This window comes from Bacillus sp. RC240 (genome assembly GCF_044907945.1).
Taxonomy (GTDB): Bacteria; Bacillota; Bacilli; order Bacillales; family Bacillaceae_G; genus Bacillus_A; species Bacillus_A mycoides.
In genome coordinates this window covers 581,662-604,827 of sequence record NZ_JBIYCT010000002.1, presented here as the reverse complement: position 1 = coordinate 604,827, position 23,166 = coordinate 581,662, and the positions used below count along the sequence as shown (strand labels likewise).

Below are 23,166 nucleotides of genomic sequence, written 5' to 3'. Positions count from 1 at the left end.
GGTGGGATTCTATTTATTTTAACTTCGCAAGACGATCCTCTAACTGACCACGCCAAATCTCGGCTAGTTCTGGAACAGCAAGAACCTTCTCAATGCCATCTTTATCTTTCCTATTATGAAAATAAATTTCGTTAGAGAACAAAACAGATACATTGTTTGATGGACGCTCTAATAATGTAATTTTAGAATCTTGACGTACAGTACCTTCTTGAAGAACGCGGCATAAATAACCAGTATATCCAGTTGCTACAATGCGTGGCAAAATACCAGGAATACCAAGGCGTTTTGAAATTGTGCTACAAGGTACTCTCGCTTGTGTAACTTGAATGATTGCTTCGCCTAGTTGATATGTATCTCCGATGCATACATCACGCTCTAACATATTTGTTACGGTAATGTTTTCGCCAAATGTGGAAGCCGGAAGTGTAGTTTGAAATTCTTCTTCCCATAGTGCGTAATGCTCGTGTGGGTACACGCAAACTGCGCGATCAGGTCCCCCGTGGTGTTTTAAATCCGCTACATCATCACCACGGAATCCGTCTTTTGAGAGGAAGGCCTCTTCTGTAGGATCTTTACATATACCTGTTATCATTTCTTTATCTTCGCCATATTTCATTTGTTTCGGTTTACCGGTGCTAAAGTGAACGAGTTCAATTCCCATATTTGACCCCCTTTACAATTGATTACAATATTATATCACTAAAAAAGCACAGAGAATGATAAAAAACTCTGTGCTTTACATTAATAAACGAGAAATCCAGCGCGGTCTAGTGCCTCGCAAGCGGCATCTAATTTCTCTTTAGAATCTGCTTCAATTGTATGTAAGTGAATACCATCTGTTAGTTGCGAAAGATAGGAAGCGTTTGTGTTTTCGATTTTTTGTAAATATTGCTCTACATCAAAGCGATTACTTACCATAATTGATGCTGTTAAATCGCCGTATACAGGATGCTCAACTTTTACGTCTTTAATCGTAATGCCGTGGTCAACTAACATAGTAAGTTCTTGACGTACTTCTGCCGGTTTATGTTGGCATACGATTACGCGTTCAAAAGCTTGTTGTCTTGTTTGTGGTTTTAAATATAAATACCCTTGTGCAGTCGCAATAATTGGTTCATTTCGTGCTTTTAGTAAGGAAATGTCTTGAACGATAACTTGCCTACTTACGTTTGTCTTTTTAGATAGCTCATTCCCCGATAACGGTTCATTTGCAGCAAGAAGCCACTCAAGGATGAGTTGTCGTCTTTCTTCGCCTAAAATCTTTTTTTGATCATTTTGTTTCATTATGATTTAACACCTCTATAAAATTGATTTCCAATTGTGTGTAGTGCATGAATAGTTGTATCAATTTGTTCTTTCGTTGTGTGATGTCCGAAAGAAAAGCGGACATATTGTTTTGCCTCTTCATACGTTTTTCCAATTGCAAGCATTGTTTTTGAAGGGTCTTGTTTACCGACTTGGCAAGCACTTCCAGTTGAAATGGCTATACCATGACGGTTACATTCTAACATTGTATACTGACCTTCTATTCCTTTTATTGTAACCCCAATAATATGTGGTAAACAAGAAGTAGAATGTCCTTTCACTTCAATTTCTAGAGGAAGTGTTTGTAATTGCTCTAAAAAATAAGATCGTAATTGTTTAAAACGGAAGCTCTCTTCCTTTTGATTCTTTAATATATGCTCTGCGGCTGTTAAAAAAGCAGCAATTCCAGGAACGTTCACTGTACCAGGGCGAAAGCCTTTTTCATGAGAAGTTCCCGGAAATACTTGTTCCCAGCGAACTTGCGGATTTATATAGCAAGCTCCAACTCCTTTTGGTCCGTATATTTTATGAGCTGAAACAGAGAGACTATCAATCTCCATCGCTTTAACGTCTATTGGAAGTTTACCAAACGTTTGAACACAATCCGAATGAAATAAAACATTATATTTTTTTAAAAGTGCTCCGATCTCTGCAATGTTTTGAACGGTCCCGATTTCAGAGTTTCCGTGCTGTATACTTGCTAGAGCAGTATCTTCTGTAATAGCTGCTTCTAAATCAACTAAATGAATTATCCCACTTTTATCCACAGGAATCTCAGTAATAGTATAACCTTGCGATTGTAAGGATTGGAAATAACTTCGAATCGATGCGTGTTCCATAGGTGTCGTAATAATGTGCTTTCCATTTCTAGCATTTAGAAGGGATTGAATCGCAAGGTAGTTAGATTCTGAACCGCCGCTTGTAAAGAATACACCTTGTTCCTTACCCCCAATCATTTCTGCAAATGTTTCTCTACAAACTTGTAATAAAGATGATGCACTTCCGCCGATATCGTGTAAACTTTGTTCATTTCCGAAATATGTTTTTGCCGCTGCTATATATGTTTCTAAGGCTTCTTCGCTCATAGGTGTTGTCGCTGCATAATCTAGATATATCATCATGTAATTTCCTCTCTTCAGTAAGAGTGACATTTGTTTTCGTTTTTAGAATGGTAGTGAAAATAAGAATTGTAAAAAAACTCTTGTCATTATTTTAAAACTATGTAAATATAGGTGTCAAGACAGTTGAAAAGTGTAAAGTAGGAGGCAACAATTATGCCAAGTGCAGATGTCTTGATTATCGGAAGCGGCGTTGCAGCGCTTCGTGTTGCGAAAGAGCTTTGTCACGAAAAGAATGTGATAATTATCACAAAAAAAACAGGACGTAATAACAATACACATTTAGCTCAAGGAGGAATTGCAGCAGCTGTTGCTACATATGACGATCCGAGTGGGCATTTTGAAGATACATTAGTGGCAGGTTGCCATTATAACAACGAAGAAGCAGTTCGTTATTTAGTTGAAGAGGGACCGAAAGAAATAAGTAAGCTTATTACGAATGGAATGAAATTTGATGGGGATGAAAAAGGGATCCACCTTGGTAAAGAAGGGGCGCATCGAAAACGGCGCATTTTACATGCCGGAGGAGATGCAACTGGTAAAAATCTATTAGAGCATTTAATACAAGAAGTAGTTCCGAACGTTACTGTCGTTGAGCATGAAATGGTACTCGATTTTATTATAGAAAATAATAAATGCATAGGAGCTTTAACGCGAAATAGTGAAGGGAAGCTGAAGCGTTACTATGCTGATAATACGGTGTTAGCATCAGGAGGAATAGGTGGTTTGTACGCCTTTACATCGAATGATGAGACAATTACAGGCGATGGACTTGCGATGATATATCGAGCTGGGGGAGAACTTGTTGATTTAGAATTTGTACAATTTCATCCGACAATGTTATATGTGGACGGGCGATGTTGTGGTCTCGTTTCTGAAGCAGTCCGTGGTGAAGGAGCTGTCCTTATAAATGCAAAAGGACAGCGTTTTATGATGGATATACATCCCGGGAAAGATCTCGCACCGCGTGATGTAGTGGCAAGGGCTATTCATGAACAACTTCTTGCGGGTGAAACAGTGTACTTAAACATCGAAACCATTCAAAACTTTGAACAACGTTTTCCGACCGTCTCATCATTATGTAAAAAGAATGGTGTTGATTTAAAAGAAAATTCTATTCCGGTCGTACCGGGCGCTCATTTTCATATGGGCGGCGTGAAGACGAATTGTGACGGAGAGACGTCCATTTCAAACTTATATGCGGTCGGTGAAGTGGCTTGTAATGGAGTTCATGGTGCGAATAGATTGGCGAGTAATTCATTATTAGAAGGTCTTGTGTTTGGAAGACGAATAGGAAAACACATTTTAGCTAAGCCAGCAGAGGAAAGAAAAAATGTGCCGGAAGAGAGAGGGAAAAGTTTTATAGCTCTTAATGATTTACCGTTGAAAGAAGAAATACAAGAATACATGATGAAGCATGTTGGGATTGTGCGAACTGAGAAAAATTTATCATATGCTCAGAGATGGTTTAGTAGGTACGGTGTGCGAAATATGATCTTACAATATGATGCACTTACAAATGAAGAGATAACGCTTATTAATATGTTAACAGTTTGTGAGCTTATAACAGTATCAGCTTTGCAAAGAGAAGACAGTGTTGGTGGTCATTATCGCATTGATTATCCAGAAAGAAATAGCGTGAAAAAAGAGATTATCCGAGTGAGAAGAAAACTACAACTTGTTTAATAAGGGGAAGAGGGATTTTATGAATACGTTAAAAGTTAAGGAAGCATTAAATCGATTTTTTCTAGAAGATATAGGAGAAAGAGATGTAACATCTCAGCTTATCTTTCCCGATAATGCACTTGCGAAAGGAACGTTTCTTGTAAAGGATACAGGGGTATTTGCAGGGTGCTTAGTAATTGAAGAAGGATTTAAATTAATTGATCAGAGAATTGAAGTTGAACTTCATAAAAAAGATGGGGATCTTGTAGAAAAAGGCGAAATAATTGCAACCGTGCAAGGCCCAATCGCATCATTATTAACGGCAGAGCGCGTTATATTAAACGTTATTCAGCGTATGAGCGGGATAGCGACGATGACACGTAAGGCGGTTTTTGCTTTAGATAGCAGTCATACACGCATTTGTGATACGAGAAAAACGATGCCAGGACTACGTATGTTTGATAAATATGCTGTAGTATGCGGGGGCGGATTTAACCACAGATTCGGTTTATATGATGGTGTCATGATTAAAGACAATCACATTGCTTTTGCTGGCTCGATTACAAAAGCTGTTACATCGGTGAAAGAAAGATTGGGACATATGGTGAAAGTAGAAGTCGAAACAGAGACAGAGGCGCAAGTAAGAGAAGCAGTAGAGGCCGGCGCAGATGTTATTATGTTCGATAATCGTACGCCAGAAGAGATTCGTGAGTTTTCAAAAATTGTACCAAGTGCCATCGTTACGGAGGCTTCAGGTGGTATTACAATTGAAGATTTATCAAAATACGGAAAAACAGGGGTAGATTATATTTCACTTGGAGCGTTAACACATTCAGTGAAAGCACTTGATATTAGTTTTAATATTGAGGCCTAATGAGAGTGGTTTAGAGGGGGAGAATCATAAATGGGTATTTTAGAGAAAGTTCAGCCAATTGAAGTAATGTTACCAGAGCGTTATCAAACGATGTCTACATTAGAGATGGAAGAGCGTGTCCGTGAAATTAAAGAAAAAATGGGGGCATTACTATTTATTCCAGGACATCATTATCAAAAAGATGAAGTGGTGCAATTTTCAGATGCAGCAGGGGACTCACTGCAACTCGCGCAAGTTGCAGCGAATAATAAAGAGGCAAAATATATTGTGTTTTGTGGTGTGCACTTTATGGCAGAAACGGCAGATATGTTAACGACAGATGATCAAATTGTCATCTTACCAGATATGCGTGCCGGCTGTTCTATGGCAGATATGGCAGATATTGAACAAACAGAAAGAGCGTGGAAAGAGCTCGCGAAATTATTTGGGGATACGATGATTCCATTAACGTATGTAAATTCAACAGCTGCGATCAAAGCGTTTTGTGGTCGTAATGGAGGGGCAACAGTAACCTCTTCTAATGCAAAACAAATGGTGTCTTGGGCGTTTACACAAAAAGAGCGTCTCGTCTTTTTACCAGACCAACATTTAGGAAGAAATACAGCGTATGATTTAGGTATTCCGTTAGAAAAAATGGCAGTGTGGAACCCGCATACAGATTCATTAGAGTACGATGGAGATATAGAAGAAATTCAAGTGATTTTATGGAAAGGCCATTGTTCTGTTCATCAAAACTTCACTGTGAAAAATATTGAAAATGTGCGGGAAAATCATCCGGATATGAATATTATTGTTCACCCTGAATGTTGTTATGAAGTGGTTGCTGCTTCTGATTATGCAGGATCAACGAAATATATTATTGATATGATTGAAGCAGCTCCGGCGGGAAGTAAGTGGGCGATTGGTACAGAGATGAATTTAGTGAACCGAATTATTCAGCAACATCCAGATAAAGAAATTATTTCGCTAAATCCGTTTATGTGTCCTTGCTTAACGATGAACCGAATTGACTTACCTCACCTGTTATGGGCACTTGAGAACATAGAAAGAGGAGAACAAATTAACGTTATTCGTGTAGAGAAACAAGTAACAGAAGAGGCAGTTCTTGCATTAAATCGTATGTTAGAGCGCGTTTAAAGCAGCGGGATTTCCGTTGCTTTTTTTCGTACATATAATCATAACAAGGATGAAATAGGCATACATTGTGTTGAGGAAATCATTGCGGTTTTTCTATGCTTATTCCACTTCGAATCATATTGAAAATAGAAGAAGTGATAAAAGTAAAAGAAGTTAATGTTGTTTAGAAAGTGTTACTTCAAAGTGTTTTTACTTATAGATAAGTTATACAGGAGGGGGAAAATTTGAAAATTCATATCGTGCAAAAAGGGGAGACCCTTTGGAAAATTGCAAAAAAGTACGGAGTGGATTTTGAAACGCTAAAAAAAACAAATACACAGCTTAGTAATCCAGACCTAATTATGCCAGGGATGAAAATTAAAGTGCCATCGCATAGCGTTCATGTGAAACAACAAACTGGATCGGGTTCAGCGCCCCCGAAACAATATGTAAAAGAGGTGCAGCAAAAAGAGTTTGCATCAACACCAACGCCACTTGCAATAGAAGATGAAGATGAGATCACGTATCAATCAACACCTATTACACAACAACCAGCTATGCAACAAACGCAAAAAGAAATGCAGATAAAACCGCAAAAAGAAATGCAGGTGAAGCCGCAAAAGGAAATGCAAGTGAAGCCGCAAAAGGAAATACAGGTGAAGCCGCAAAAGGAAGTGCAAGTGAAGCCACAAAAAGAAGTGCAAAAAGAAATTCCGATTCAAAAAGAGAAGCCAGTTGAAAAGCCGCCTGTCATTCAAAAACCACCTGTTGTAGAGAAAGTAGAAAAACTAAAACCTACTACGAAAGAAAACACTAAATTTTCTATCAATGTGTTACCACAGCCACCGCAACCACCAATTAAAGCGAAAAAAGAATATAAAATTTCAGATGTAATAAAAAAGGGAAGCGAGTTAATTGCTCCTCAAATTAATAAAATGAAACCTAACAATGTCATTTCTCCGCAAACGAAAAAAGACAATATAGGAAACATAGTGTCACCGCAAGTGAAGAAAGAGAATGTAGGGAATATAGTGTCGCCGCAAGTGAAAAAAGAAAATATAGGGAATATAGTGTCGCCGCAAGTGAAGAAAGAGAATGTAGGGAATATAGTGTCGCCGCAAGTGAAAAAAGAAAATGTAGGGAATATAGTGTCGCCGCAAGTGAAGAAAGAGAATGTAGGGAATATAGTGTCGCCGCAAGTGAAGAAAGAGAATGTAGGAAGCATAGTCTCGCCACAAGTGAAGAAAGAAAATATAGGAAGCATAGTCTCACCAAACGTATCAAAAGAAAGTGTTATTATCCCGCAAGTAATACCGCCTAATATTCAAGTGCCGAATATAATGCCAATAATGGATAACAATCAAATGCCAAATATAATGCCAATAATGGATAACAATCAAATGTCGAACATGATGCCGATAATGGATAACAATCAAATGCCAAACATGATGCCGATAATGGATAACAATCAAATGCCAAACATGATGCCGATAATGGATAACAACCAAATGCCAAACATGATGCCGATAATGGATAACAATCAAATGCCAAACATGATGCCAGTAATGGATAACAATCAAATACCGAACATGATGCCGATAATGGATAACAATCAAATGCCAAACATGATGCCGATAATGGATAACAACCAAATGCCAAATATGATGCCGATAATGGATAACAACCAAATGCCAAATATGATGCCGATAATGGATAACAATCAAATGCCAAACATGATGCCGATAATGGATAACAACCAAATGCCAAATATGATGCCAATAATGGATAACAATCAAATGCCAAATATGATGCCAGTAATGGATAACAATCAAATGCCGAACATGATGCCGATGATGGATAACAATCAAATGCCGAACATGATGCCGATAATGGATAACAATCAAATGCCAAACATGATGCCGATAATGGATAACAATCAAATGCCAAACATGATGCCATATCAACAGCCAATGATGCCGCCATATCCGCAATATCAGCAACAAAATCCATACAATCAAATGCCGTATCAACAAATGGCACCGCAATATACTTCTATGCCAAATCCAAATATGATGCCAATGGATAATAATATGCCGCCACTCGTGCAAGGTGAAGAAGATTGTGGATGCGGAGGAGAAAGTAGGTTATATAGTCCACAACCGGGTGGACCACAATATGCTAATCCTTTATATTATCAACCAACTCAGCCAGCATATGCACCACAGCCAGGAACGATGTATTATCAGCCGGACCCACCAAACGTATTTGGAGAACCAGTTTCAGAAGAAGAGGACGAAGAGGAAGTTTAAAAAAAGGTGGGGTTATTCCCACCTTTTTTGTATTCGTGATAGTTAGGAATATGGTGAATTTACATTAAGTGTTAGAAAATTCCTAGTGAAATATTAACAGTGTAAAAAACCTCTCTGTTACTCATCATAAGGGGGAGCTTTTCGAAAGAGAAGTTCATTCTAACAGAGGGGGTTTTTGTATTGAATACGAAAGTAAAAGTTATTGCTGCTTCTTTGTTAGTTACCAGTGCATTAGCTGCATGTGGTACACCAAAAGATAATAATGCGATGGATGGACGTAACTATAATTACGAGCGTACATCTTATAATGATACACACCAGTATCGTGATAATGTAGCGCGTAACGATCGTTCTACAGATTATGTAACATATAGAAACGGTCGTAACGATACAGGATATAATAATTATTACCGTGATGTAAATTACAATGGGCAAATTGCTAATCCACATCCAACTCGTAATATTACAATGAACAATTCATACATTAACAATGATGGTAAAACTGCGGAGAAAATTACGAATCGTGTGAAACGTATGAATAACGTAGACCGAGTTTCTACAGTTGTATATGGAAACGATGTAGCGATTGCGGTAAAACCACGTAATACAGCGACGAATGAAACAGCGATGGCGAACGAAATTCGTCAAGCTGTTGTGAATGAAGTTGGAAATAGAAACGTATATGTTTCTGTAAGAAATGACATGTTTACTCGTGTCGATGCAATGAGTACGCGTTTACGTAACGGCACAGCTACAAACGATTTTAATCGTGACATAACAAATATGTTCCGAGACATTCGTTACGGCCTGACTGGTACTATGCGATAACAAATTAAAGAGGAAGGGCTAGCCCTTCCTCTTTATTCATCATCGTCTTGTAAACGGCGTTTTGTTATAAAATAACTAACGGAGTAAGACGCTAAAAAGCATATGAAGAGAATACCACCTGTTAAAATAGCTTCAAATAGAGGTCTTTCTGGACTGAAAATGATATAAATAATAGCTATGATAATTCCTACAATAAGAGAGCGTAAAATAATTTTGTAATAAGGAGTTAACTTTATTTCCTTTTCGCTTTCTTCTACATCGATAGAAACGCTTAACTGTAAATAACTAAGTACAATACTTGTAAGAATAAATAATAACCACAATGGAGATTTCGTAATTTGATCCATTCCTTCTGTGAATCCGATATAGCCTAAAATTCCGATTATACCAATTGATTGAAAAAGAAAGGCAATACGTATGTTTTTTAACGTTTGAAGTATGAGGCGTTCATCTTTAATTTTTTTCAAAGCATTCATCCCCTGTTTATATTTATAGTATCAATTGTAACATATATATTGCATTAATCAATTTATAATTTACATAGATTTCAATTGGTTGAAAGAGGAAGAAAAATATATTTAGAAATATATTGCGCTTCTACCTTGTTAATGTTATATTAGCAAAGCGATGAGCTAATTTACGTAAGTCGAGAGATATGCTTAAGTGCTAAACACGCGAATGTGGTCGCCTGGTCTTTCGCCGTAAACGCATCAGACGCCTGCTTTGCAGGCGTCTTTCATTTTATATAAAAGTAAATGATACATGCAGATGAGGATTAACCCTTATCTGCATTTTTTATTTTCCTTAGAAATTTAATGCTATTGTTTATATGGATAAAACCCCCATTTCCGGAAAAGCTACAAATGAAAGTATGATTTTGCCTAGAAGAGGTGAACGGAAATGAAATGGATGCTAATTGCAGTGCAAGCTTTTGTTGTGATGTTTTGCTTAGCTTATGGATCCGATGTGAGGGCAGAAATAACAGAAAAAGTACCTGAGGTTACAATTTTATTAGAGCGTATGTATGTTGATGGAGAAGTAAGCGAGGAAATACTGACAGAAAAAGTAGCGGATTTAGAAAAGTTTTTGCAGCAATATAAAGAATGGCAACTTGTTGATCGTGATGATGTGCAAATCGTATTACAAAGGAAAGTTGATGATATTTCTCCTTTACTGAAAACGAGCGGTTATTTTGGTGTTTCAGAGGAAGGGATATTGCAAATTTTTAAAGGGGTACCGAAAAGTGATAACGCGATCCATTCCTTCTTTCAAATTGATATGAAAAAGCTTGAAAGTTATGAGCGTGCGGAATTGAAACGTGGTATTCGCATAAAATCAAAAGAAGGTTTTGTAAAGACAATCGAAAAAATGAAGCAATACGCAGTGCAAAATAAGAAAAAAAGCAGCTCAGGGTGAGCTGCTTTTTTTCTTATTTATTCTTAGCTAAAATCTCTTTTGCGATTTCATCAATTAGCATATCTTTTCCGATTGGATTGAATGCTTTCGTATTGAAGATTTCATTCGATACTTCATATACGTGATTGTTTTTTACTGCTTTATTATCTTTCCAAACCGCACTGTTTTTATAGTCTTCGTACACTTTATCAGCTTCTCCGCCGAAGTTTACAATAAACATTTGATCAGGCTGGAATGCAACAAGACCTTCTAGTGATACTTGTGCCATCGTTTGTTTTAAATCTGTACCTTTTGTTGCTGGAAGTTTTAAGTCGTTAAAGATGATGTCACCATATCCGAAGCTACCGTATACACGGAAGTTTTGTGGTGTTACTGCAACGAACATAAAGTTCTCATCTTTTGTTTTCTCTTTAATTTTTTTAGATAAAGAGTCTGCTTTTTTATCGTAATCTGCAATCCATTTGTCGGCTTTCTTTTCTTCGCCAAATAGTTTACCTACTTCTTTAAACTTACCGCGCCAGTCTTCTAGATTTGTTTCTAGAACAACTGTCGGTGCCACTTTTTCTAGTTGATCATAAATTTTCAATTGACGATTGTTTAAAATAATTAAGTCTGGTTTTAAAGCTGTAACAGCCTCTAGGTCAACTTTAGGTGCCCAGTACCAGCCGACTGCCTTTACACCGTCTAGCTTGTCCGTTAAGTGATTTTGGATTTTATCTTTATATGTGTTTGCTGTGCCAACAGGTTTATGTCCAAGGATTAATAATTCCTCTGTTGATCCAGATAAATCAACAATTCTCTTTGGATTAGCTGGAATTGTTGCTTCCCCTTTAGCATGTTTTACAACTTTTGTTTTCGGTTGTTCTTTTGCTTTTGCTTCTTCTTTTTGAGAAGAACAGCCAACGATAGAAAGAACAACTAGCATAATAGTAAATAAAATAAATAGCTTTTGTTTCATCCTGATGTAACCCCTTTAATTAATATTGATAATCATTATCGACTTCTGTATATTAATGTTCTTTTTGTATTTATGTCAATAGAAAAAAACGGAAATTGTAAACGGGGAACATTTGTTGGGGCAGTCTCGCTTTTCTATTGTTAAATATGTTAAAATGGAATACATGATTTGAGAGGGAGAGATCGTATTTTGTTTGAATATGTTACAGGTTACGTGGAGTATGTAGGACCGGAATATGTCGTAATTGACCATAATGGAATTGGTTATCAAATTTTCACACCAAATCCGTATGTATTTCAAAGAAGTAAGCAAGAAATCCGTGTCTATACATATCACTATGTGAGAGAAGATATTATGGCACTTTACGGGTTTAAAACACGTGAAGAGCGTTTATTATTTACAAAATTGTTAGGTGTATCGGGGATTGGACCAAAAGGTGCTCTTGCAATTTTAGCTTCTGGTCAAACCGGACAGGTCGTTCAAGCGATTGAACATGAAGATGAGAAGTTCATAGTGAAGTTCCCAGGCGTCGGAAAGAAAACAGCGCGCCAAATGATTTTAGATTTAAAAGGAAAACTAGCAGATGTTGTACCAGATGCGTTTGTTGATTTGTTCTCAGATACTGAAAGTTTTGATACGAAGAAAGGTTCATCAGTTGAACTTGATGAAGCACTGGAAGCACTGCGTGCACTTGGCTATGCAGAACGAGAAGTCTCTCGCGTTGTACCAGAGTTATTAAAAGAATCACTAACGACGGATCAATATATTAAAAAGGCACTTAGTCTTTTACTAAATGGTAAGAGGTGAGTATAATGGACGAACGTCTCCTTTCAGGGGAATCTGGATACGAAGATGCGGATTTAGAGTATTCATTACGGCCACAGACGCTCCGTCAGTATATTGGCCAAGATAAAGCGAAACATAATTTAGAAGTGTTTATTGAAGCGGCGAAAATGCGTGAAGAAACGTTAGATCACGTACTTTTATATGGCCCACCTGGACTTGGTAAAACGACGCTTGCGAATATTATTGCCAATGAAATGGGTGTTAACATTCGAACGACGTCAGGTCCCGCAATTGAAAGACCAGGAGATTTAGCAGCTGTATTAACAGCGCTTCAGCCAGGAGATGTATTATTTATTGATGAAATTCATCGTTTGCATAGATCTATTGAAGAAGTGCTATACCCAGCGATGGAAGACTTTTGCCTTGATATCGTTATTGGGAAAGGACCGTCAGCTCGCTCTGTACGTCTAGATTTACCTCCATTTACGCTAGTTGGGGCAACGACGCGTGCAGGTGCATTATCAGCACCACTTCGTGACCGTTTCGGTGTACTTTCACGATTAGAGTACTATACAGTAGATCAGCTTTCTGCGATTGTAGAACGTACAGCAGAAGTGTTTGAAGTTGAAATAGATTCGTTAGCAGCATTAGAAATTGCAAGACGTGCCCGTGGTACACCTCGTATTGCGAATCGTCTATTACGACGTGTACGTGACTTCGCACAAGTTCGCAGTGACGGAACGATTGCGATGGAAATTACACAAATGGCGTTAGAACTATTACAAGTAGATAAATTAGGACTTGATCATATCGACCATAAATTACTGCTTGGTATTATTGAAAAGTTCCGCGGTGGTCCAGTTGGATTAGAAACTGTTTCAGCAACGATTGGAGAAGAATCGCATACGATTGAAGATGTGTATGAACCGTATTTATTACAAATTGGCTTTTTACAAAGAACGCCAAGAGGCCGGATCGTAACACCGCTTGCATATGAGCATTTCGGAATGGAGATGCCAAAAGTATGACGGAGATGCCAAAGCTGCTTATTACAGCTGGTATTTTGCTCATTGTTGTTGGATTAGCTTGGAAGTTCATAGGAAGGCTTCCAGGCGATATTTTTGTGAAAAAAGGTAACGTTACCTTTTATTTTCCTATCATTACATGTATTGTGTTAAGTATTGCATTATCTTTCATTATGTATATAATAAATCGATTCAAATAAGAAATAGGTGGATACAGTTATGGATATTAATCTGTTTGATTTTCATTTACCAGAAGAACTCATTGCACAAATTCCGCTTGAAGAGCGTGAAACATCAAGATTGATGGTGTTAGACCGTGAAACAGGAGATATTGAGCATAAACATTTTACGGACATTCTTTCTTACTTACAAGAGGGGGATTGCTTAGTTTTAAATGAAACGAAAGTGATGCCAGCTCGCTTGCACGGTGTGAAAGAAGATACAGGTGCACACATTGAAGTGCTTCTTTTGAAACAAGAGGAAGGCGATAAGTGGGAAACGCTTATAAAGCCAGCGAAGCGTGTAAAAGAAGGAACTGTCATCTCTTTTGGTGAAGGAAAGTTAAAAGCAACTTGCATTGGAACAGCAGATCAAGGTGGGCGTCAACTTGAGTTTTCATATGACGGCATCTTTTATGAAATTTTAGACGAGCTTGGAGAAATGCCACTTCCTCCATATATTAAAGAGACGCTAGAAGATCGCGATCGTTATCAAACGGTATATGCGAAGGAAATCGGTTCAGCAGCAGCACCGACGGCTGGCCTTCACTTTACAGAAGAGTTACTTGAGAAATTGAAGCAAAAAGGCGTCGGGTTAGCATTCATTACACTCCATGTAGGACTTGGAACATTTAGACCAGTTTCTGCAGATACTATTGAAGAGCATCATATGCACGCAGAGTATTACCATATGTCTGAAGAGACTGCGGCTTTATTAAACCGCGTGAAAGAGGATGGCGGCCGTATTATTACTGTAGGTACGACATCAACACGTACGTTAGAAACGATTGCGACAGATCATAGTGGTAAGCTTTGCGCAGCTTCTGGCTGGACAGATATTTTTATGTACCCAGGATATGAATTTAAAGCAATTGATGGTTTAATTACAAACTTCCATTTGCCGAAATCAACATTAATTATGCTTGTAAGTGCATTTTCAAATAGAGATAATGTACTTCATGCTTATAATGAAGCAGTAAAAGAAAAATATCGTTTCTTTAGTTTCGGTGATGCGATGTTCGTTGCATCTCACGCTAAAATGAGAAACAAATAAAAGGAGTAAATTATGACAGCAATTCGTTATGAATTTATTAAAACTTGTAAACAAACGGGTGCGCGTTTAGGTCGAGTGCACACGCCACACGGCTCATTTGATACACCGACATTTATGCCAGTTGGTACACTTGCAACAGTTAAAACAATGTCACCAGAAGAATTAAAAGCAATGGATTCTGGCATTATTTTAAGCAATACGTATCATTTATGGCTACGTCCAGGCCACGAAATTATTCGTGAAGCAGGTGGCTTGCATAAGTTTATGAACTGGGATCGTGCAATCTTAACGGATTCAGGTGGATTCCAAGTATTTAGCTTAAGTGATTTCCGACGCATTGAAGAGGAAGGTGTTCATTTCCGCAATCACTTAAATGGCGATAAATTATTCTTATCTCCAGAAAAAGCGATGGAAATCCAAAATGCATTAGGTTCAGATATCATGATGGCATTTGATGAGTGTCCACCGTTCCCTGCTACTTTTGAATACATGAAAAAGTCTGTAGAGCGTACAAGCCGCTGGGCAGAGCGTTGCCTAAAGGCGCATGAACGTCCACAAGATCAAGGTTTATTCGGTATTGTACAGGGCGGGGAGTTTGAAGAGCTTCGTCGTCAAAGTGCGAAAGATCTTGTTTCAATGGACTTCCCTGGCTATGCTATAGGCGGTCTATCTGTTGGTGAACCGAAGGATATTATGAATCGTGTTCTTGAGTTTACAACACCACTTCTTCCTGATGATAAACCACGCTACTTAATGGGTGTAGGTTCTCCTGACTCGTTAATTGATGGTGCGATTCGCGGTGTTGATATGTTTGACTGTGTACTTCCAACTCGTATCGCTCGAAATGGTACATGTATGACAAGTGAAGGCCGCTTAGTTGTGAAAAATGCGAAATTCGCTAGAGACTTCGGGCCGCTTGATCCGAACTGTGATTGCTACACATGTAAAAACTATTCTCGTGCGTACATTCGTCACTTAATGAAATGTGATGAAACGTTCGGAATTCGTTTAACGTCTTATCACAACCTTCATTTTCTGTTAAACTTAATGGAGCAGGTGAGACAAGCTATTCGTGAAGACCGTCTTGGCGATTTCCGCGAAGAGTTCTTTGAACAGTATGGCTTTAATAAACCGAATGCTAAAAACTTCTAATACATAATTTAAAAGGAGGAACACAAGATGAATGCAGGTATGATGAATATCGTTATGATTGTTGCGATGTTTGCGATTTTCTATTTCTTATTAATTCGCCCGCAACAAAAGCGTCAAAAAGCAGTTGCACAAATGCAAAATGAAATCAAAAAAGGTGATGCTATCGTAACAATCGGTGGTTTACACGCTACAATCGAATCAGTGGATGAAACAAAAATTGTTGTTAAATCTGGTGGTGCACACTTAACTTTCGATCGCAATGCGATTCGTGAAGTTGTGAAAAACTAATGATGAAGGCCCTGCATGAAATGTGCAGGGCCTTTTTTTAACTATTTTGTTTTGACATATTTACACCGAAAATACCTCCGAGTGTACTCGCACCCATTAATGCTAATTGGTAGAGTAACTGTGAGTTCGATAAAGTTTGAGAGAAGCCTAAATAGTTAACGAGAAAGACGAGAATAGCGAATGTAAGGCCTGTTGTGAAACCTACTAGCCATCCTTTTCCTTGTGCCTTTTTACCAGCAATAAATCCAGATATAAGCATAGACAGAAGGGCTATTATAAAAATAATAATTACTAATGTCCCTTCATTAATATTCGTAAATTTTAATAAAAGAGCCATGACCATACTTGTAATAGATGCGAGGATTAATAGGGTAATAATACCGAAGCCGATTGCGCTCGATAATTTTTTCGTTCCATCCATTATGCATTCCCCCTTTTTAATACAAGCATATTTTCATTTTGTTTAAGTTAGACTAGTTTCTTTTTTGTAGGGGAGCCTATAAGTAAAAAAAGGGGATGTAGAAATGGAATGGGTATCAATAATCGGACGAACAATGCTTTTATATATAATCATTTTAATTATTTTTCGTCTTATGGGTAAACGTGAAATTGGAGAATTAAGTGTATTAGATTTAGTTGTATTCATTATGCTAGGTGAAATGGCTGTAGTGGCAATTGAAAATACAGATAAATCACTTTGGCATCAATTAGTTCCAATGACTTTTCTTATGTGTATACAAATCATTTTGTCGGTCATTTCTTTAAAGTTCCAGCGTTTTCGGCATTTAATAGAAGGGGAGCCTGCGATTCTTGTGAATGCAGGTAAAATTGATGAAAAAAAGATGCGGAAGCAGCGATATAACATAGATGATTTATTGATGCAACTACGTGAGCAAGGAATCGGAGATGTGCGTGATGTAGAATACGCTATTTTAGAACCATCTGGAAAGTTATCTGTCTTTCAAAAACAAAAAAGTAAAAAGAGCAAAAATGATACACCAATTTTTACACTCCCACTAATTATTGATGGAGAAATTCAATACAATCATTTGCAAATGATCGAACATACAGATGGGTGGCTCGTTGAGAAACTGAATAACTTAGGTTATAAAGATGTGAAACAGATTTTATATTGTAGTTTTCAAAATGGACAGTTTTTCGTTGATTTGAAAGAAAATTAGAGGCTTACCATTTTGAATGGCAAGCCTGCTTACTTCAAAAATGAAAGTTTCCGAATGATAGGGAGACGACTTAATTCTTCTTTTCGAATGAGTTTGAAAGCAAAGAGGAGGAAAATATAAACGATTGTTGTTAAAGTGATTTCCCATAATGTTTGTACGCCAAGTGAATGAGAGAAAATAATATACTTATGAAGGTAAAAACCGAAGGCGCCTGCAATACCGATGGCAAGTCCTCCAAAAATATAGTCTTTTGCATAAATGGTAAATTTAATTTTCTTTAAAACAGTAGCATAGTGAAGGAATGTTACGGTCACTATATTTGCTGCAATAGCGAGGGCAACTCCCATCATTTGAAACTCTGGCTTTGAAGCTAGTACAAAAATAACGATTAATTTCACGATAGCGCCAATAAATGTGTTCATCATTGCAGCTCTTGCTAAGTTTAAAGCTTGCAACACAGATGTAAGTGGGCTTTGAAAATAATGAAATAAAAAGCAAGGTGCAAGAAGTTGGATGAACGCTGTTGCACTGTCCGATCCATACATAAGCGTTAAGATGGGTGAAGCAAATACATATAAAATAACGACTGACCATCCACCAGTAATTAAGGAAATTCGAAGGGCTTGTTGTAAACGGTGTTCCACTAATTTGTGCTGTCTCTTTGCCATTGCCTCGCTAATTGATGGGACGAGTGCTGTAGAAAGAGCGTATGTAATAAAGGCAGGTAGTGATAGAAGCGGGAAGGCGTAACCGTTCAATATACCGTATTGCTGTGTTGCGACAGAAGCGGCAACCCCGGCAATTGCTAAGCTTTGCATAACAACGATAGGTTCAAAGAAATATGAAACGGAACCGATTAAACGGCTTCCTGTAGTTGGAAGTGCGATATCCATAAGAGAATAAAATGTATTTTTGCTCTCCTTTACCGTAGTGAAAAAACCAGAGCGTATAGATAAATGTTTTTCGCGCTGGAATAAAGTAAGTAAAAATAATAAAGATGCAACTTCGCCAAGAACAGCTGATAGCATAGCACCGGCTGCAGCATATTCTACGCCGTAAGGTAAAAATAACCGAATGCATACAGCGATAATTGTAATGCGGACAACTTGTTCTATGACTTGAGCGTAAGCGCTCGGCTTCATGTTTTGTTTCCCTTGGAAATAACCACGTAAAACGGAAGAAACTGCAATAACGGGGACGACAGGTAAAATAGCCATTAATGGATAGTAAGTTCTTTCATCTGTTAATAATGTTTTTGCTAAAATAGGTGTGAGTAGCATAATACCAATTGTTAAAATGATACTAATAAAGGATGTAACAGCTAGGGAGACGGTTAATATTTTTTTAACTCTTTGTTTGTCGTTCACTGCTTCCGCTTCTGCTACAAATTTTGCAATCGCAACAGGAAGGCCAATTTGTGTTAATGTAATTGCTAAAATGAAGGTGGGGACAGCCATCATATAAAGGCCAACGCCTTCTTCTCCTAAAATACGTGCCATTACAATGCGGTTAATAAATCCAAGGATTTTTGTAATAAAACCGGCTATCATTAAAATAAATGCGCCTTTTAAAAAGCTTTGTCTCGTCATACTCTTCTCCTACCTTCTCAAAATCAATGGAATGATTTACAATAATTTATATGCACGTATGAGACAAGAATGACAAGCATTTAAGAGAGTGAAGTATGAATGGTACTCTTGAAAGAAGTTATTACTGTCCATTAGAGCGGGATTAAAAGCGACTTTTCGTGCTGAAATAAGAAGGAGATGTTATATATGTTGGATAAAGAGGCTTTGGTAGAATCATACCGCGGACAGTTACAAGTCGTTTTAGAAAGTAAAGTAGAAGAGTTTCAGTTGTTCGGTTACGACCGAGTGACAGATAATGATATTTGGAAGTTTCTCAAGGCGAAAAAGTGGAAAAAGATAGATAGTGATGTTAGGTTATATGAATTAGTAAATGATGTATTAAGAGTAAGTACTAATGAATATATGAATTATTTAACTGTTGAAGCATATCAAGCGCCACTTTGGTCGTTTGATGAATATGAAAATAAATAACCGGCTGTAATTGGTTTGTTCTTCCTTTTGCAGTATAATGATAGGTATTGATAAAGAGGAATTAATTATGTCTAAGATTATATATAAAGGAGGTAGTGAAGAGGGAAAATAAATAATGAATAGTGTAGGTATTGTGAAAAGCTTACCGACACAGCTAGTGATGAACTAGCGGAAATACATGTATTTTATAGAAAGTAAGTCTACTAACTAGGCGTATGCACACGTGCGAAAATGAATCGTAAGAGATTTATTGAAAGTGTTAGTAGCAGAAAGAGGGTACATATGGCAAAGCGTGGTACAAGAATTGCCGCCTTTTTCCTCATCGTTTTATTAATCGGTGGCGTAATTGGTGCGGCAGGAAAAGACATAGCAAAAGGAATTAGTCTAGGACTAGACCTTCGCGGTGGTTTTGAAATTCTGTATGAAGTAAAACCAGCCAAAAAAGGTGATAAAATTGACCGAGAGGCACTTGTAAGTACAGTAGGTGCTCTTGAAAATCGTGTCAATGCACTCGGTGTAAGTGAGCCGAACATTCAAATCGAAGGACAGGATCGAATTCGTGTGCAGCTTGCTGGTGTACAAGATCAGCAAAAAGCACGTGAAATGTTATCAACGCAAGCGAAATTAACATTCCGTGATGTAGATGACAACCTTCTTATGGATGGAGCGGATTTAAAAGGCGGCGGAGCGAAGCAAACATTTGATGATAAAGGTCGTCCAAGTGTTGGACTTACGTTAAAAAGCGCTGAAAAATTCCGTGAAGTAACAGAGAAGATTTCAAAAATGCCACCACCAACGAATTTAATGGTAATTTGGCTTGATTTTGAAGAAGGAAAAGATTCGTATAAAGCAGAATCTGCAAAACCGAATCCAAAGTTTTTATCAGCGGCAACAGTAGAACAAGTATTTAATCAAGCTGAAGTATCTATCGTAGGTGGAAACTTTACAGTTGAAAGTGCGAAAGAACTGTCATCTTTATTAAATGCAGGTGCACTTCCTGTTGATTTAAAAGAAATGTATTCAACATCTGTTGGAGCAAAATTTGGTCAACAAGCATTAGAGCAAACGATTTTCGCTAGTGCAATCGGTATTGCTATTATCTTCTTATTCATGCTTGTATTCTACCGTTTACCAGGGCTTGTAGCGGTTATTATGTTAGGTTTATACATTTTCGTTACATTACTTGTCTTTAACTGGATGCATGCGGTTCTCACGTTGCCAGGTATTGCGGCATTAGTGCTCGGGGTAGGTATCGCAGTAGATGCGAATATTATTACGTACGAGAGGTTAAAGGAAGAGCTGAAAATTGGTAAGTCAATGATGTCAGCATTTCGTGCTGGTAACCATCGTTCATTAGCAACAATTTTAGATGCGAACATTACAACGATTGCAGCAGCGGGTGTATTATTTGCTTACGGTAATAGCTCTGTAAAAGGTTTCGCAACAAGTTTAATTGTTAGTATTTTAGTCGGTTTCATTACGAACGTATTCGGTACTCGTTTCTTACTAGGTTTACTTGTAAAGAGCCGTTACTTCGATAAAAAACAATCTTACTTTGGTGTTAAGGAAAAGGATATTATTCCATTAACAAAAGGTGTAGTACATCCGCCAACGAGATTTGATCGTATTAACTTCGTAAATATCGGTCATAAATTCTTCTTATTCTCAATTGTAGTCGTAATTGCTGGGGCAATTATATTACCGATTTTCAAAATGAATCTTGGTATTGACTTTGCAAGTGGGACACGTATCGACTTGCAATCAAAACAAGCAGTTACTGTGTCTGATGTTCATAAAGATTTTAAAGAATTGAACATCGATGTGAAGGAAGAAAATATTGTACCGACTGGAGATGACAATAAAGGTTTCGCAGTTCGTACATTAGGTGTTCTATCAAAAGATGAAATTGCGAAAACAAAAACATTCTTCCACGATAAATACGGTACAGATCCGAATGTAAGTACAGTTTCACCGACAATCGGTAAAGAGATTGCACGAAATGCATTTATCGCAGTATTAATTGCTTCTGCAGTAATCGTTTTATACGTAAGTATTCGTTTCCGTCTTACGTACGCAGTATCTGCAGTAATCGCATTATTACATGATGCGTTCGTTATGATTGTTGTGTTTAGTCTTTTCCAGATAGAGGTAGACTTAACGTTTATCGCTGCGGTATTAACGATTATTGGTTACTCTATCAATGACTCAATCGTTACGTTTGATAGAAACCGTGAGTTATACAAACAGAAAAAACGAGTTCGCGACATAAAAGACCTAGAAGAAATCGTAAACTCAAGTATTCGCCAAACAATTGGTCGTTCAATTAATACTGTTTTAACAGTGTTGTTCCCAGTAATTGCACTACTTATTTTCGGTAGTGAATCACTGCGTAACTTCTCACTTGCGTTATTAATTGGATTAGTTGTAGGTACGTACTCTTCTATTTTCGTTGCTTCTCAAATTTGGTTAATGCTTGAAAACCGTCGTTTGAAAAGGGGAAAAAACAAGAAGAAGGTTGAGAAAGAAGAACCTGAACCGCAAGTATAAAAAAGATGATGTCTCATTATGAGGCATCTCTTTTTTCGTTTGTGGATACAATAAGATAGCAACTTTTGAAAGAATGAAATGGAATAAAGTGGTGATGTTATCGCTGATTTTGTTAAAATAAAGTGAAACTTTAATAAGTGGGGGGTTTTGTTCATCCCCACTTATTATTAGCCCTCACCAATCGGGCTTTTACGGGCAGTTGATCTCCCACCTAACTTCCTTGTATTTGCCGGATTTTGAGGTGGGGCGCAAATAGCGGGATAAAAAGATAGGTTAAGAAAAGAAGGGATTTCAATTATGGAAAAAGATGAACGTTTTAAACAGGCCGAGTTTGGTGCTATTGTCGGAATCGTTGGTAATATTATATTAGCGATTGTAAAAGCGGTAATTGGTTATATTGGAAACAGTAAGGCACTTTTAGCGGATGCAGTGCATTCTGGATCAGATGTAATTGGCTCGTTAGCTGTACTTTTTGGATTACGAGCGGCAAAGCAACCGCCTGATGAAGATCATCCGTATGGTCATGGTAAAGCGGAATCGATTTCAGCGATTATTGTTGCGGTATTATTATTTATTGTTGGAATAGAGATAGCGATTTCGTCTATAAAAGCTTTTTCACAAGATTTGGAACCACCAAAAGGAATTACGATTTTTGCAGTTATTCTTTCGATTGTAGTGAAAGAAGGGATGTTTCAGTATAAATATCGATTAGGGAAGAGGATAAATAGTGCTGCAATTATTGCAAATGCATATGAACATCGTTCGGATGTGTTTTCTTCAATTGCAGCTTTAATCGGCATTTGTGCAGCTATTATCGGCGGTAAGTTAGGTATAGATTGGCTTGTATATGCCGATCCAATTGCGGGATTATTTGTTTCAATTCTCGTTGCTAAGATGGCGTGGAGTATTGGAGCAGAAGCTATTCATGCAACGCTCGATCATGTTCTGCATGAAGAAGATGTTGTTCCGCTTAGGGAGGCAGTTTTTCAAGTGGAAGGTGTGAAAAAAATCGGCTCTTTATATGCAAGAGAACATGGCCACTATGTTATTGTCGATATTAAAGTATCTGTAGATCCATATATCACTGTAGAAGAAGGTCACCGCATCGGAAAACATGTAAAAGAAAAACTTATGAAACAAGATAACGTACAAAACGTTTTTGTACATATTAATCCGTATTCTCCAAATTAAACATAACAGATATTTAATTATATAGATATCTAATCGTAGTTTGCATTATATTGTCACCCCTTAATCTGTCTTGTA

The 23,166-nt window shown here is 37.6% G+C and carries 22 protein-coding genes and 1 pseudogene; 16 read left to right on the top strand and 7 right to left on the bottom strand.

Translation table 11 applies throughout. From position 1 onward, the window contains the following. Positions 1-13: 13 nt before the first annotated feature. The 3 genes from ABH955_RS11135 to ABH955_RS11125 form a co-directional block, all read right to left on the bottom strand. A complete protein-coding gene (locus tag ABH955_RS11135) occupies positions 14-661 on the bottom strand; it encodes an MOSC domain-containing protein (protein WP_002088802.1) in 648 nt (215 codons plus the stop codon). Positions 662-741: 80 nt separating this feature from the next. Next, the gene (locus tag ABH955_RS11130; protein WP_113935644.1) at positions 742-1,284 is read right to left on the bottom strand and encodes a transcription repressor NadR; all 543 of its coding nucleotides are present in this window, start codon (positions 1,282-1,284) and stop codon (positions 742-744) included. Further along, positions 1,284-2,426: an IscS subfamily cysteine desulfurase gene (locus ABH955_RS11125; protein ID WP_002034158.1), complete on the bottom strand. Its 1,143-nt coding sequence runs from the start codon at positions 2,424-2,426 to the stop codon at positions 1,284-1,286. Before ABH955_RS11125 ends, ABH955_RS11130 begins: the two co-directional genes overlap by 1 nt. A gap of 153 nt (positions 2,427-2,579) precedes the next feature. Between ABH955_RS11125 and nadB the strand changes: the two genes are divergently transcribed. The 5 genes and pseudogenes from nadB to ABH955_RS11100 all read left to right on the top strand — a co-directional run bounded on the left by nadB (position 2,580) and on the right by ABH955_RS11100 (position 9,215). Beyond that, the gene (gene nadB / locus ABH955_RS11120) at positions 2,580-4,109 is read left to right on the top strand and encodes an L-aspartate oxidase (protein ID WP_113935643.1); all 1,530 of its coding nucleotides are present in this window, start codon (positions 2,580-2,582) and stop codon (positions 4,107-4,109) included. 19 nt (positions 4,110-4,128) lie between these two features. Then, the gene (gene nadC / locus ABH955_RS11115; protein ID WP_002184918.1) at positions 4,129-4,962 is read left to right on the top strand and encodes a carboxylating nicotinate-nucleotide diphosphorylase; all 834 of its coding nucleotides are present in this window, start codon (positions 4,129-4,131) and stop codon (positions 4,960-4,962) included. Between the two features lie 30 nt (positions 4,963-4,992). Then, a complete protein-coding gene (nadA, locus tag ABH955_RS11110; protein WP_113935641.1) occupies positions 4,993-6,099 on the top strand; it encodes a quinolinate synthase NadA in 1,107 nt (368 codons plus the stop codon). Between the two features lie 224 nt (positions 6,100-6,323). Then, positions 6,324-6,480, top strand: a pseudogene (gene safA, locus ABH955_RS11105) (SafA/ExsA family spore coat assembly protein); the annotation flags it as partial. 2,087 nt (positions 6,481-8,567) lie between these two features. After that, the gene (locus ABH955_RS11100) at positions 8,568-9,215 is read left to right on the top strand and encodes a YhcN/YlaJ family sporulation lipoprotein (RefSeq protein WP_002034140.1); all 648 of its coding nucleotides are present in this window, start codon (positions 8,568-8,570) and stop codon (positions 9,213-9,215) included. 32 nt (positions 9,216-9,247) lie between these two features. Here ABH955_RS11100 and ABH955_RS11095 read toward each other — a convergent pair whose 3' ends face one another. Beyond that, positions 9,248-9,682 carry a hypothetical protein gene (locus ABH955_RS11095; protein ID WP_002143234.1) on the bottom strand — a complete coding sequence of 145 codons (435 nt, stop codon included), beginning with the start codon at positions 9,680-9,682 and terminating at the stop codon, positions 9,248-9,250. A 433-nt stretch (positions 9,683-10,115) separates the two neighbouring features. On the opposite strand from ABH955_RS11095, the gene ABH955_RS11090 reads away from it, so the two are divergent. Beyond that, complete coding sequence (locus ABH955_RS11090; RefSeq protein WP_113935639.1) at positions 10,116-10,631, top strand: BofC C-terminal domain-containing protein; 516 nt, start codon at positions 10,116-10,118, stop codon at positions 10,629-10,631. A 13-nt stretch (positions 10,632-10,644) separates the two neighbouring features. Here ABH955_RS11090 and ABH955_RS11085 read toward each other — a convergent pair whose 3' ends face one another. Further along, positions 10,645-11,589 carry an iron-hydroxamate ABC transporter substrate-binding protein gene (locus ABH955_RS11085; protein ID WP_113935638.1) on the bottom strand — a complete coding sequence of 315 codons (945 nt, stop codon included), beginning with the start codon at positions 11,587-11,589 and terminating at the stop codon, positions 10,645-10,647. Positions 11,590-11,778: 189 nt separating this feature from the next. On the opposite strand from ABH955_RS11085, the gene ruvA reads away from it, so the two are divergent. The 6 genes from ruvA to yajC are packed head-to-tail and all read left to right on the top strand — an operon-like array spanning position 11,779 to position 16,112. Then, a complete protein-coding gene (gene ruvA / locus ABH955_RS11080; RefSeq protein WP_404491112.1) occupies positions 11,779-12,396 on the top strand; it encodes a Holliday junction DNA helicase RuvA in 618 nt (205 codons plus the stop codon). 5 nt (positions 12,397-12,401) lie between these two features. Further along, on the top strand, positions 12,402-13,403 hold the full coding sequence (gene ruvB, locus ABH955_RS11075) for a Holliday junction branch migration DNA helicase RuvB (RefSeq protein ID WP_000344470.1): 1,002 nt from the start codon (positions 12,402-12,404) through the stop codon (positions 13,401-13,403). Beyond that, entirely contained in the window at positions 13,400-13,600 is a 201-nt protein-coding gene (locus ABH955_RS11070; RefSeq protein WP_000138161.1) for a DUF2905 domain-containing protein, read from the top strand. The genes ruvB and ABH955_RS11070 overlap by 4 nt, the downstream gene beginning before the upstream one ends. A gap of 19 nt (positions 13,601-13,619) precedes the next feature. After that, the gene (queA, locus tag ABH955_RS11065; protein WP_113935637.1) at positions 13,620-14,672 is read left to right on the top strand and encodes a tRNA preQ1(34) S-adenosylmethionine ribosyltransferase-isomerase QueA; all 1,053 of its coding nucleotides are present in this window, start codon (positions 13,620-13,622) and stop codon (positions 14,670-14,672) included. Between the two features lie 12 nt (positions 14,673-14,684). Continuing rightward, positions 14,685-15,824 (top strand): tRNA guanosine(34) transglycosylase Tgt, encoded by a 1,140-nt coding sequence (gene tgt / locus ABH955_RS11060; protein ID WP_002015319.1) that lies wholly within the window; start codon positions 14,685-14,687, stop codon positions 15,822-15,824. A gap of 27 nt (positions 15,825-15,851) precedes the next feature. Next, positions 15,852-16,112: a preprotein translocase subunit YajC gene (gene yajC / locus ABH955_RS11055; protein WP_002015317.1), complete on the top strand. Its 261-nt coding sequence runs from the start codon at positions 15,852-15,854 to the stop codon at positions 16,110-16,112. 37 nt (positions 16,113-16,149) lie between these two features. Here the strand turns inward: yajC and ABH955_RS11050 are convergent, their stop codons facing one another. Next, entirely contained in the window at positions 16,150-16,533 is a 384-nt protein-coding gene (locus tag ABH955_RS11050; protein ID WP_404491110.1) for a TIGR04086 family membrane protein, read from the bottom strand. 103 nt (positions 16,534-16,636) lie between these two features. Here ABH955_RS11050 and ABH955_RS11045 point away from each other — a divergent pair, with 103 nt between their 5' ends. After that, positions 16,637-17,293 (top strand): DUF421 domain-containing protein, encoded by a 657-nt coding sequence (locus tag ABH955_RS11045; protein ID WP_002015314.1) that lies wholly within the window; start codon positions 16,637-16,639, stop codon positions 17,291-17,293. 29 nt (positions 17,294-17,322) lie between these two features. Here the strand turns inward: ABH955_RS11045 and spoVB are convergent, their stop codons facing one another. Then, positions 17,323-18,882 carry a stage V sporulation protein B gene (gene spoVB / locus ABH955_RS11040; RefSeq protein WP_113935636.1) on the bottom strand — a complete coding sequence of 520 codons (1,560 nt, stop codon included), beginning with the start codon at positions 18,880-18,882 and terminating at the stop codon, positions 17,323-17,325. A gap of 186 nt (positions 18,883-19,068) precedes the next feature. On the opposite strand from spoVB, the gene ABH955_RS11035 reads away from it, so the two are divergent. From ABH955_RS11035 to ABH955_RS11025, 3 genes are all read left to right on the top strand, one after another. Beyond that, positions 19,069-19,353, top strand: a complete 285-nt coding sequence (locus ABH955_RS11035) for a post-transcriptional regulator (protein WP_002015311.1) — start codon at positions 19,069-19,071, stop codon at positions 19,351-19,353. A gap of 282 nt (positions 19,354-19,635) precedes the next feature. Next, positions 19,636-21,900, top strand: a complete 2,265-nt coding sequence (gene secDF, locus ABH955_RS11030; protein WP_113935635.1) for a protein translocase subunit SecDF — start codon at positions 19,636-19,638, stop codon at positions 21,898-21,900. Positions 21,901-22,197: 297 nt separating this feature from the next. Continuing rightward, the gene (locus tag ABH955_RS11025) at positions 22,198-23,091 is read left to right on the top strand and encodes a cation diffusion facilitator family transporter (protein WP_002034095.1); all 894 of its coding nucleotides are present in this window, start codon (positions 22,198-22,200) and stop codon (positions 23,089-23,091) included. The last annotated feature ends 75 nt before the right edge of the window (positions 23,092-23,166 follow it).

Bases quoted from the DNA above. Each gene is read 5' to 3' on its own strand.
- ABH955_RS11070 (WP_000138161.1), top strand. From the start codon at position 13,400: ATGACGGAGATGCCAAAGCTGCTTATTACAGCTGGTATTTTGCTCATT.
- spoVB (WP_113935636.1), bottom strand. From the start codon at position 18,882: ATGACGAGACAAAGCTTTTTAAAAGGCGCATTTATTTTAATGATAGCC.
- ABH955_RS11125 (WP_002034158.1), bottom strand. From the start codon at position 2,426: ATGATGATATATCTAGATTATGCAGCGACAACACCTATGAGCGAAGAA.
- ABH955_RS11130 (WP_113935644.1), bottom strand. From the start codon at position 1,284: ATGAAACAAAATGATCAAAAAAAGATTTTAGGCGAAGAAAGACGACAA.
- ABH955_RS11035 (WP_002015311.1), top strand. From the start codon at position 19,069: ATGTTGGATAAAGAGGCTTTGGTAGAATCATACCGCGGACAGTTACAA.
- queA (WP_113935637.1), top strand. From the start codon at position 13,620: ATGGATATTAATCTGTTTGATTTTCATTTACCAGAAGAACTCATTGCA.
- ABH955_RS11045 (WP_002015314.1), top strand. From the start codon at position 16,637: ATGGAATGGGTATCAATAATCGGACGAACAATGCTTTTATATATAATC.
- nadB (WP_113935643.1), top strand. From the start codon at position 2,580: ATGCCAAGTGCAGATGTCTTGATTATCGGAAGCGGCGTTGCAGCGCTT.
- ruvB (WP_000344470.1), top strand. From the start codon at position 12,402: ATGGACGAACGTCTCCTTTCAGGGGAATCTGGATACGAAGATGCGGAT.
- nadC (WP_002184918.1), top strand. From the start codon at position 4,129: ATGAATACGTTAAAAGTTAAGGAAGCATTAAATCGATTTTTTCTAGAA.
- ABH955_RS11085 (WP_113935638.1), bottom strand. From the start codon at position 11,589: ATGAAACAAAAGCTATTTATTTTATTTACTATTATGCTAGTTGTTCTT.
- ABH955_RS11090 (WP_113935639.1), top strand. From the start codon at position 10,116: ATGAAATGGATGCTAATTGCAGTGCAAGCTTTTGTTGTGATGTTTTGC.
- ABH955_RS11135 (WP_002088802.1), bottom strand. From the start codon at position 661: ATGGGAATTGAACTCGTTCACTTTAGCACCGGTAAACCGAAACAAATG.
- secDF (WP_113935635.1), top strand. From the start codon at position 19,636: ATGGCAAAGCGTGGTACAAGAATTGCCGCCTTTTTCCTCATCGTTTTA.
- ABH955_RS11050 (WP_404491110.1), bottom strand. From the start codon at position 16,533: ATGGATGGAACGAAAAAATTATCGAGCGCAATCGGCTTCGGTATTATT.
- yajC (WP_002015317.1), top strand. From the start codon at position 15,852: ATGAATGCAGGTATGATGAATATCGTTATGATTGTTGCGATGTTTGCG.
- nadA (WP_113935641.1), top strand. From the start codon at position 4,993: ATGGGTATTTTAGAGAAAGTTCAGCCAATTGAAGTAATGTTACCAGAG.
- ABH955_RS11025 (WP_002034095.1), top strand. From the start codon at position 22,198: ATGGAAAAAGATGAACGTTTTAAACAGGCCGAGTTTGGTGCTATTGTC.
- tgt (WP_002015319.1), top strand. From the start codon at position 14,685: ATGACAGCAATTCGTTATGAATTTATTAAAACTTGTAAACAAACGGGT.